The organism is Falsiroseomonas oryzae, from assembly GCF_027856955.1.
GTDB lineage: Bacteria > Pseudomonadota > Alphaproteobacteria > Acetobacterales > Acetobacteraceae > Falsiroseomonas > Falsiroseomonas oryzae.
Genome location: NZ_JAPSMD010000216.1, coordinates 1 through 8,912, shown reverse-complemented (window position 1 = coordinate 8,912; position 8,912 = coordinate 1). Strand labels below are relative to the sequence as shown.

Genomic DNA, 8,912 nt, shown 5'->3' with positions numbered 1-8,912 from the left:
CGCATCGCCTCCGCCTCGCGCTGCCCGGCGCGCACTGCCGCGCCGCCGAGCGCCCCGGCCAGCGCCAGGGACAGCACGAAGACCAGGCCGTTGCGCAGCAGCCGGCGCTCGAAGGGAGCCAGCACATGCGCACGCGACTGCAGGACGACCGCGGTGACGGGCATGGTCGGCGCCGCGCGCCATGCGACCAGCCGGCGCATGCCATCCGCCCCGGTCTCCTCCGTCAGGCCCGCTGCGCCGTCGCGTGGGGCGCTCGGCACCCGCGCCACGGCGCCCGGCCGCGGCCAGTTCATCAGCGGCGTGCCGTCGTGGCGCATCAGCTCGACCTCGGCGCCCGGCCCGAGCTGCAGGCGCTGCACGAGGCGGGCGAATTCGTCGGCGTGCAGCGCGGCATAGGCAACGCCCTCGAAGCCGGCCTCGCCGCGGATGGCGCGGGCCCAGCCGAAGAACCAGATGCCCGTGGCGCGTCCCTCAGCCAGCCCGGTCAGGTATTCGGAGCCGCCGGCCGCCAGCGCCCGGAAATAGTCGCGGTCGGAGAGGTCGATGCGCGCGGCCTGCGGGTCGTAGGTGTTGGCCACCAGCCGGCCGTTGCCATCGATGATCCAGATGGAGCTCACCTCCGGCGCCGTGCTGTCGAGGGCATCGAGCTGGCCGCGCTCGGCGTCCGTCACCGCGGCGATGCCGAGGCGCTGCACCAGATCGGCGGTGCGCGCGGCGGTCAGCTCCGCCACGCGCAGCATCCTGTCGGCCTGCTCGGCGAGCAGCGCGGCGCTGTTCTCCGCGTTGGCGCGCGCGCCCTGCAGCGTCGCCTCGCGGTCGGCCAGCATCGCGGCGGCGAACAGCGCGGAGGCCAGCAGCGCGAAGCAGACGAGCGCCAGCCGCAGCCGTCGCCAGGCCGCCCCCCTGCTCGCCACCCCGTGTCGAGCCCCTGCCATCCCGATCCCTTCGCAGGCCCGCTGCCGGACGGTATCTATCCGGAACTCGCCGGCTGCAACATGACCTCGGGACGGTCATGCTTGCCGGCCGGTCGGCCAAGGCAGGGAGATGGCCAGCATGGACGACCTCGCCGCGGCCTGGGACCGCGTGCGGCGGCTTGCCGCCAGGCCCGGCGCCGCCGCGGTGCGTGCCCGTCTCGACGCCGAACCGGACCGGTTCGCGCGGCTGGCCCGGCGGGGCGGCGGCCTCACGCTCGACCTCTCCCGCACCGCCCTGACGGACGAGGTGCTGGACGCGCTGCTCGCCCTCGCCAGCGCGCAGGGCGTGACGCGGTTCCGGGACGCGATGGCGCGCGGCGAGGCGGTGAACGGCACGGAACGCCGCGCCGCCCTGCACATGGCGCTGCGCGGCCCCGCGGGTGCGTTCCGTGTCGCGCCGCAGGCGGGCGGTCACGCCGCCGGCGAGGATGCCTCGGAGGAGGTGCATGCGACGCTGGACGCCATGCGCCGCTTCGTCCTCGCGGTGCATGCCGGGACGGTGACGGGTGCCACAGGCGCGCGCTTCACCGACGTGGTGAACATCGGCATCGGCGGCTCCGACCTCGGCCCCGCCATGGCGACGCGCGCGCTGTGGCGGCATGGGATGCCGCTTCGCGCGCACTACCTGGCGAATGTGGACGCGCATGCCTGGGAGGCGATCCGGCCCGGTCTGGATCCGGCCACCACGCTGGTGCTCGTCGCCTCCAAGACCTTCACCACGCAGGAGACGATGGCGAATGCGCAGCTGGTGAAGGCTTGGCTGGCCGCGGCGCTCGGCGACGCCGCCGTGGGCGCGCACCTGGCTGCGCTCTCCACCAACCTGGCCGCGACGGCCTCCTTCGGCATCGCGCCGGAGCGCGTCTTCGGCTTCAGGGACTGGGTCGGCGGCCGGTTCTCGATGTGGTCGGCGATCGGGCTTTCGATCGCGCTGGCCTGCGGCTGGGACGTCTTCGCCGGGCTGCTCGCCGGTGCCTGGGCGATGGACGAGCACTTCCTGGCGGCGCCGGACGAGGCCAACCTGCCGCTGCTGCTGGCCGCCACCGAGGTGTGGCACGTTGACGCGCTCGGCTATCCGGCGCGCGTGGTGCTGCCCTACGACGAGCGGCTGGCGCGGCTGCCCGCGCATCTCCAGCAGCTCGAGATGGAATCGCTGGGCAAGCGCGTAACGATGGCGGGCGACCCGGTCGCGGTGCAGACCGGGCCCGTGGTGTTCGGCGAGCCCGGCACCAATGCGCAGCACTCCTTCATGCAGCTGATCCACCAGGGCCCGACGCCGGTGCCGGTGGACTTCGTGCTGGTGGCGCGCCCCGACCACGCGCAGGCCGACAGCCACCGCATCCTGCTGGCGCATGCGCTGGCCCAGGCCGAGGCGCTGGCGCGGGGGCGGACGGAGGCGGAAGCGCGGGCGGAGATGGCGAAGGCCGGCTTGGACGCGGCGGAGGTGGATCGCCTGGCGCCGCACCGCACCTTCCCCGGCGACCGGCCGAGCGTGTCCATCCTGCTGCCCGCGCTCACGCCGGAGGCGCTCGGCGCGCTGGTGGCGCTGTACGAGCACAAGGTCGCCTGCCTCGGCGCCTATTGGGGGATCAACCCCTTCGACCAGTGGGGCGTGGAGCTCGGCAAGCAGCTGGCCGGGGGCATCCTGCCGGCGCTGGAGGGCAGGGCAGCCGCGTCGGATGCCGCGACCGCGGCGATGATCGGGGAGATCCGCAAGCTGTGGAGCTGAAGCCCTATCGCGACAATGTCGGCGCGCTGCTGTTCAACGCCGACGGCCTGGTGCTGGTGGCGCGGCGCGCCGACCTGCCGAACGCGGAAGGCGCCGCCGGCGGCTGGCAGCTGCCGCAGGGCGGCGTCGATGCCGGCGAGGACCTGCGCGTCGCTGTGCTGCGCGAACTGGCCGAGGAGGTCGGCACCGACAAGGCCGAGATCATCGCCGAGTATCCGGGCTGGCTGACCTACGACTTCCCGCCGGAGCTGGCCGCGCGCGGCTTCCGCATCGCGCAGAAGTACCGCGGCCAGCGTCAGCGATGGTTCGCGCTGCGCTTCACCGGGACGGATGCCGACATCCGGCTGGACGCCGACGCGCAGCCGGAGTTCGACGCCTGGCGATGGGCGCGCATCGAGGAACTGCCGGGCCTCGCCATCGCCTTCAAGCGGGACATCTACGCGGAGCTGGCGCGCGCCTTCGCGCATCTGGCGGCGCGGTAGGATATCTGGCGGAGCCCGGCCTCAGTTCGTCAGGCGCACGCTGGCGAGCTGGGCGCCGACCTGCTGGAAGACGGCCTGCAGCTGCGAGGCGCTGGGGCTCTCGAAGTAGTGCTGCGCGCTGGTTGCGCAGGACTGCAGGCGCGAGCGGTGCTGCGTGGCGACCTGGAAGCCGATGACGTAGATCGTGATGCCGGAATTGTTGGCCTTCATCGCGTCGCACACCGCGGTGAAGCGCTCATCGAGCCGCGCATCGGCGTTGGTCTGGTTCACCGGGTTGATCCGGGCACTGGTGAAGCGGCTGTTGTAGTCGGCAACGCGGCCATAGGCATTGTACAGCAGCTCCGTCCCGGTGGCGGAGGAGCAGACGCTGGCATCGGAGGACCCGCAGGCGGGTCCGTAGGCGGGCTGCCAGTTGTTGTCGCCGTCGGTCAGCATGACGACGACCTTGCGCATGTTCGGCGTGTTGTAGGGCAGCGGCAGTTTGGGCGTGTTCGGAATGCCGGCATTGGGGTTCTGCCACATGCCACGCCAGTTCGGGCTGAGCGTGTACCAGGCGCCCTGAAGCCCGACCGCGGTGGTGGTGCCGCCGCTCTTCGGTGGGGCCTGGATCGCGGCGAGGGCGGCGTTCACTGCCGTGCGGCTGGCGGTCAGCGGCTGCATCGGCGTCATCGCGCAGAGGATGTTCGGCCCCACCGACTGCTCGTGCGTCATGCCGTCGTCGCGCAGGAAGTCGTACATGTGGTTGGAATTGAGCATGGCCTGGGTCGGTGCGTTGCCGCCGCTCGCCCAGTCGTTGTCGCCCTTGCAGAAGCGTGTGCTGTTGCTGCTGCCGGAATAGGCGTTGGCGGCGATGCACCGGCCGGAGGCGACGGTGCCGACCTGGCGGAAGGTACTGGGCCAGAAATAAGGGCGGAAGCGGGCCGCCCCGGTGGGCGCGGCATCCGTGGTGTCGTGTCCGTTGCGGCGCGCCTCCACGCAGCCGCTCCATGCCGACAGGCTCCATCCGGCCGGCATGTTGGCGGTGTCGAGCATGTGCGTGTTCTGCGGGCCGATGTTGATGGTGCGGGAGAAGGGCACCACCGAGACCCACAGGTTCTGCTGCGAGTCGCGGCCCGCGTAGAGCACGTCGAGCATGGTGTGCACCGCGGCCCGCGCGGCATCGAGCTTGGTGCCCTGCCCGCTGCCGGCGGATTCGCGCATCGAGGAGCTCTGGTCCATGACGATCGCCAGTTCGAGGCCGGTGCCGCCGCGTGCGGCCGTCGCGCTTTCGGTGCGGGTGATGCTGCTGCCGTGGACCACGCTGAACAGCGTCATCGGGATGGTGGCGCTCGCCTGCACGCGCAGGACCGAGGCCTGGCCCGGGACCGGCGCGATGCTCGGGGCCCCGATCGTGGCGCCGAGGTAGTCGCGGGTGCCGTCGGCGCGGGTGAAATGCGACCAGAAAACGGCTGCCGCCTCCGCATCCCGGCCGGCGTCGTTGAGCCGTCGCACGGCAGCCAGGGCGGCGGCGTCCACCGCGATGCGCAGCCGCGTCTCGACCAGCCAGATGCGCGTCGTGTCCACGGCCAGGCCGGCGGCGCCCATCAGCGTCGCCAGGAACATCGCCGTCGTGACGGTGGTGATGCCGCGCTTGTCCACGGTCTGTGCTCCCCCTCAGGCAGTGCAATCGGGCTGGGTGCGCGCGGCCGGCGGCTGCTGCAGGGCCGGCGCATCGACCGCGCGCGTCAGGAACAGCGTCATGGCGTTCAGCACGCGGCGGTTGGCGCCGCCCATGATCGCGCTGGCCAGCGACCAGCTGTCGCGCGGCAGATAGATCTCGGTGACCATGAGGGTCTGGCCCGTCGGCACGACGAGGGCGCCGGGCAGCGTCGCCACGGCGCCGGCCGTGCCGATCCGACTGGCCGTGGTGGTGTTGCCGCTGCGGTGCTGCCAGACGACGCGGGTGGCGCCGCCCGACTGCGCGACCGCGCTGACGATCACCGCCCCCGTGGCGCCGGTGCCGCTGACGCTGCCGAGCGAGCCGACGATGCGCTGCGCAAAGGACCAGAACTGGTCGGTGTCGCCGGGCGTGGTGATGCGGCTGCACTGCGACACCACCTGGCCCAGCTGCATCGCCGCTGCCTCGAGCCGCATCTGCGCACGCAGCGTGTTCACGAGATCGGTGCCGGCCAGCGCCAGCGCCAGCAGCACCGGCGCGATCAGCCCCAGTTCCACAGCCGCCGAGCCGCGGCGCGATGCGCGAGGGCGGCGCGCGACGGGGTGCATGCGTCCGCGGCTGCCCGCGCTCCGTCCGTTGGCGCTAGCAGACGGCATTGTCGAAGGCCTCGTTCTTCACCACGACGCTGGCGCGGTGGATGAGCCTGTCGGGGCCGCCGATCAGGCCGAGCCAGACGCTGGACAGGAAGGGCTGGGTGTAGGTGACGGCGTAGGTGACCACCTGTCCGCCCAGCCCGGCGCCAACGACCGGCTGGGCGCCCATCGTCGCCGGGCTGCCATGCGCGCCCAGCGAGACGACGAGCCGGTCGGCGCGCAGCATGCCGCCGGTGGAACTGGTGATGATCCAGGCGATCGAGGTGGAGCGGCAGGTGACCTCCGGCGGCGCCCCGGGCGCGACGGGCTGGCCGGTCGACCCGAACCGGCTGGCCCTCAGCGTGGCCCGGTCGAGCGCCGCGGCGATGGTGCTCTGCCAGGCGACTTCGAGGATGCCGATCAGCAAGGTCAGGATGGCGGTGAGTACAAGGACGAATTCGAACGAGGCCGCGCCGCGCCGATCCCGCCGGTGCATGCAGAGTTTCTTCCGATATCGAAACAATTTATAGTCATGAACGCGCATAAGGGCGATGTTTCGTTTCCATGTTGAATAGAAGATGACGCTAAAAAATATAGCGTCGTCTATTTAAAGGAATCGTCCGGATGTGAAGTCAATCTCTGCAGACGTCTACATTGTATGATAATGTTATCGAAGGCCTATACATTGTAATCTGTTGTATATGCGCGCCGTGCTGAATAGTGCGCCTGTGTCGGGCTTTCCGCCTGGGACAAGCGCTGAATGCCTCCCGCCGTCACGGCGGGCCGAACGACGGCAGAAGGCGCAACCATCACGCGCAGGGTCAGTTCGCCGCAGTACGGAGCCGCGCCTGCGTCCAAGCGCCCTTGCGCGTCGGCGCAAGGGCGCGGCCGGGTCAGTCCAGCGTGGCGCCGGCCAGGCGCACGATGGCCGGCCAGCGGCGGGCCTCCTCCCGCACCAGCTCGGCGAAGGACTGCGGCGTGCCGCCGCGCAGCTCGAAGCCCTGCTGCACCAGCCCGTCCGCCACCTCCGGGCGCCGCAGCGCCTCCAGCAGCACCGCGTTGAGGCGGGCGACCACCGGCTCCGGCGTGCCCGCCGGGGCCAGGATGCCCTGCCACGTCACCACGTCAAAGCCGGGCTGGCCCAGCTCCGCGATGGCCGGGACGGCCTGCAGGGCGGGGTTGCGCGTCACGGACGTCACCGCGAGCGCCTTCAGCCGGCCGCCGCGGATGTGCTCGATCGCCGCCGGCAGCGTCACCAGCAGCGCGTCCAGGTGGCCAGCGACCACGTCGATCACTGCAGGGCCCCCGCCGCGGTAGGGCACATGGGTGAAGCGGACGCCGGTGCGCTGGGTCAGCACGGCAGCGGCCAGGTGCCCGATCGAGCCATTCCCCTGCGACCCCATGGTCATCGCGCCCTCGGCCTGGCCGGCCAGGCGCAGGAAATCGGCGAAGTCCTTCGCGGGGTGGTTCGGGTTGACAACCAGCACCTGCGGCGCGCGCACAAGTTCGATGATCGGTGCGAAGTCGCGGACCGGGTCGAAGCCGATGCGGCGATAGAGCGAGGGGTTGATCGTCAGTGGGTCGGAGCCGACCAGCAACGTGTGGCCATCAGGCCGCGCCCGGGCCACCAGTTCGAAGGCGAGGTTGCTGCCGGCGCCCGGATGGTTCTCCGCCACCACCGGCTGGCCGAGAGCCGGAGCGATGGCCCGGGCGAAGGTGCGGCCCAGAATGTCGAGGCTGCCGCCGGGCGCCACGGGGATGACGATGCGGACCGGCCGATCCGGGAAGGTTGCGGATGCCTGGGCGCGGGCGGGGACCGGCAGTGCCGCGGCCGCGGCGAAGCCGAGGAGGGATCGCCGGGACAGCGCCGGCGCACGGGTGCGGGAAGCGTTCATGGAAAGTCTTTCCGCATAGCCCCAGAAACTCTTCAAGAGAAAGATTTTTGTGCTATGAAACCGCCCATGGACAGGATGGGACTTGCAGGATGGCTGGTGCCGCGGAGTTGGACCGCATCGACCGGGAGATCCTCCGCCTGCTGATGCAGGATGCCTCGCGCTCCCTGGCGGAGATCGCGCAGGAGGTCGGGCTGACCCCCACCCCCTGCTGGAAGCGCATCAAGCGGATGGAGGAGCAGGGCGTCATCACTGGCCGCGTCGCCCTGGTGGACGCGGAGCGGGTGGGGTTGCCCATCTCCGTCTTCGTCGCGGTGGAGACCGGCGACCACTCGGCGGACTGGATCGCCCGATTCGCGGCGGCGGTGGAGAGCCTCCCCGAAATCGTGGAATGCTGGCGCCTGGGCGGCGACGTGGACTACCTGCTGCGCGTGGTGGTGCCCGACATGGCGGGCTACGACGCCTTCTACCGCCGTTTCGTCGCCGCGGTGCCCGCGCTGCGCAAGGTGACCGGCCGCTTCGCGATGGAACGGGTAAAGCGGACCACGGCGTTGCCGATTTGAGGCGGATGGCCGGTTCCAGCCCGGGGGCATGACGGCTAGAAGCGCCTGGACATGTCCCTGCCGAGACCCATCCGGATCGCCCCGTCCCTGCTGGCCGCCGATTTCGCGCGGCTGGGCGAGGAGGTGCGCGCGGTCGCCGCCGCGGGCGCGGACTGGCTGCACCTCGACATCATGGACGGGCACTTCGTGCCCAACATCTCCTTCGGGCCGGGGCTGGTGAAGGCGCTGCGGAAGCACGCCGCCATCCCCTTCGACGTCCACCTGATGATCGCCCCCGCCGACGCCTACCTGGCTGCCTTCGCCGAGGCCGGGGCGGACCTGATCAGCCTGCACCCCGAAGCCGGGCCGCACCTGCATCGCTCGCTCCAGACCATCCGCGCGCTGGGCAAGAAGGCGGGCGTGGTGCTCAACCCCGCGACGCCGGTGGCGGCGGTGGAGACGGTGCTGGACCTCTGCGACCTGGTGCTGGTGATGTCGGTGAACCCCGGCTTCGGCGGGCAGTCGTTCATCCGCTCGCAACTCGCCAAGATCGCCGCACTGCGCGCGATGATCGAGGCGAGTGGCCGGGAGATCGCCTTGCAGGTGGATGGCGGGGTCACGGCGGAGACGGCACGCGACTGCATCGCCGCCGGCGCCGACGTGCTGGTGGCGGGGACGGCCGTGTTCGGGGCGCGGGACTACGCCGCCGCCATCGCGGCCATCCGGGGGAGCTGACCATGGAAGGCATCCTGCGCGGCGCCCGTCGCATCCTGGCCAACCTGAAGCCGATCAAGGTGCCGGACGGCCCGGCGCGCGCCTTCCGCGACCTCTGGCCCGGCGAGGCGGCGCGCGGCGCCCGGCTCCTGCGCGGCGAGTTCGAGGTGATGGGCACCGTCCGCCCGCTGCGTCCGGCCGAGGCCGACGGCGCACAGGATTGGGGCCCGGCCGGCGGATCGCCTGCCTGGCGCGCCGCGGCGCATGGCTTCGCCTGGCTGCGCGACCTGCGC

The 8,912-nt window shown here is 71.7% G+C and carries 9 protein-coding genes and 1 pseudogene; 5 read left to right on the top strand and 5 right to left on the bottom strand.

Annotation, left to right across the window (positions count from 1 at the left end; all coding sequences use genetic code 11):
- On the bottom strand, positions 1-914 hold a 914-nt coding region (locus tag OZN99_RS18875; RefSeq protein ID WP_270936815.1), incomplete at its 3' end, for a cache domain-containing protein.
- A 139-nt stretch (positions 915-1,053) separates the two neighbouring features.
- Between OZN99_RS18875 and pgi the strand changes: the two genes are divergently transcribed.
- Positions 1,054-2,700, top strand: a complete 1,647-nt coding sequence (pgi, locus tag OZN99_RS18870) for a glucose-6-phosphate isomerase (RefSeq protein WP_270936814.1) — start codon at positions 1,054-1,056, stop codon at positions 2,698-2,700.
- Positions 2,691-3,182, top strand: coding sequence for an RNA pyrophosphohydrolase (locus OZN99_RS18865; protein WP_270936813.1), 492 nt, complete (start codon positions 2,691-2,693; stop codon positions 3,180-3,182). The genes pgi and OZN99_RS18865 overlap by 10 nt, the downstream gene beginning before the upstream one ends.
- A gap of 21 nt (positions 3,183-3,203) precedes the next feature.
- Here OZN99_RS18865 and OZN99_RS18860 read toward each other — a convergent pair whose 3' ends face one another.
- From OZN99_RS18860 to OZN99_RS18845, 4 genes are all read right to left on the bottom strand, one after another.
- Entirely contained in the window at positions 3,204-4,820 is a 1,617-nt protein-coding gene (locus tag OZN99_RS18860) for a pilus assembly protein TadG-related protein (protein ID WP_270936812.1), read from the bottom strand.
- A 15-nt stretch (positions 4,821-4,835) separates the two neighbouring features.
- Positions 4,836-5,396, bottom strand: coding sequence for a hypothetical protein (locus tag OZN99_RS18855; protein ID WP_270936811.1), 561 nt, complete (start codon positions 5,394-5,396; stop codon positions 4,836-4,838).
- An 85-nt stretch (positions 5,397-5,481) separates the two neighbouring features.
- Positions 5,482-5,967, bottom strand: a complete 486-nt coding sequence (locus OZN99_RS18850; protein ID WP_270936810.1) for a TadE/TadG family type IV pilus assembly protein — start codon at positions 5,965-5,967, stop codon at positions 5,482-5,484.
- Positions 5,968-6,364: 397 nt separating this feature from the next.
- Positions 6,365-7,366 carry a Bug family tripartite tricarboxylate transporter substrate binding protein gene (locus OZN99_RS18845; protein WP_270936809.1) on the bottom strand — a complete coding sequence of 334 codons (1,002 nt, stop codon included), beginning with the start codon at positions 7,364-7,366 and terminating at the stop codon, positions 6,365-6,367.
- An 89-nt stretch (positions 7,367-7,455) separates the two neighbouring features.
- Here OZN99_RS18845 and OZN99_RS18840 point away from each other — a divergent pair, with 89 nt between their 5' ends.
- The 3 genes and pseudogenes from OZN99_RS18840 to OZN99_RS18830 form a co-directional block, all read left to right on the top strand.
- Positions 7,456-7,926 (top strand): Lrp/AsnC family transcriptional regulator, encoded by a 471-nt coding sequence (locus OZN99_RS18840; protein ID WP_270936808.1) that lies wholly within the window; start codon positions 7,456-7,458, stop codon positions 7,924-7,926.
- A gap of 51 nt (positions 7,927-7,977) precedes the next feature.
- Positions 7,978-8,640, top strand: a complete 663-nt coding sequence (gene rpe, locus OZN99_RS18835) for a ribulose-phosphate 3-epimerase (protein ID WP_270936807.1) — start codon at positions 7,978-7,980, stop codon at positions 8,638-8,640.
- A gap of 2 nt (positions 8,641-8,642) precedes the next feature.
- Positions 8,643-8,912 (top strand): annotated as a pseudogene (locus OZN99_RS18830) (heparinase II/III family protein); the annotation flags it as partial.

Excerpts from the sequence above, each read along its gene's own strand:
- pgi (WP_270936814.1), top strand. The coding sequence starts at position 1,054 with ATGGACGACCTCGCCGCGGCCTGGGACCGCGTGCGGCGGCTTGCCGCC.
- OZN99_RS18850 (WP_270936810.1), bottom strand. The coding sequence starts at position 5,967 with ATGCACCGGCGGGATCGGCGCGGCGCGGCCTCGTTCGAATTCGTCCTT.
- OZN99_RS18845 (WP_270936809.1), bottom strand. The coding sequence starts at position 7,366 with ATGAACGCTTCCCGCACCCGTGCGCCGGCGCTGTCCCGGCGATCCCTC.
- OZN99_RS18840 (WP_270936808.1), top strand. The coding sequence starts at position 7,456 with ATGGCTGGTGCCGCGGAGTTGGACCGCATCGACCGGGAGATCCTCCGC.
- rpe (WP_270936807.1), top strand. The coding sequence starts at position 7,978 with ATGTCCCTGCCGAGACCCATCCGGATCGCCCCGTCCCTGCTGGCCGCC.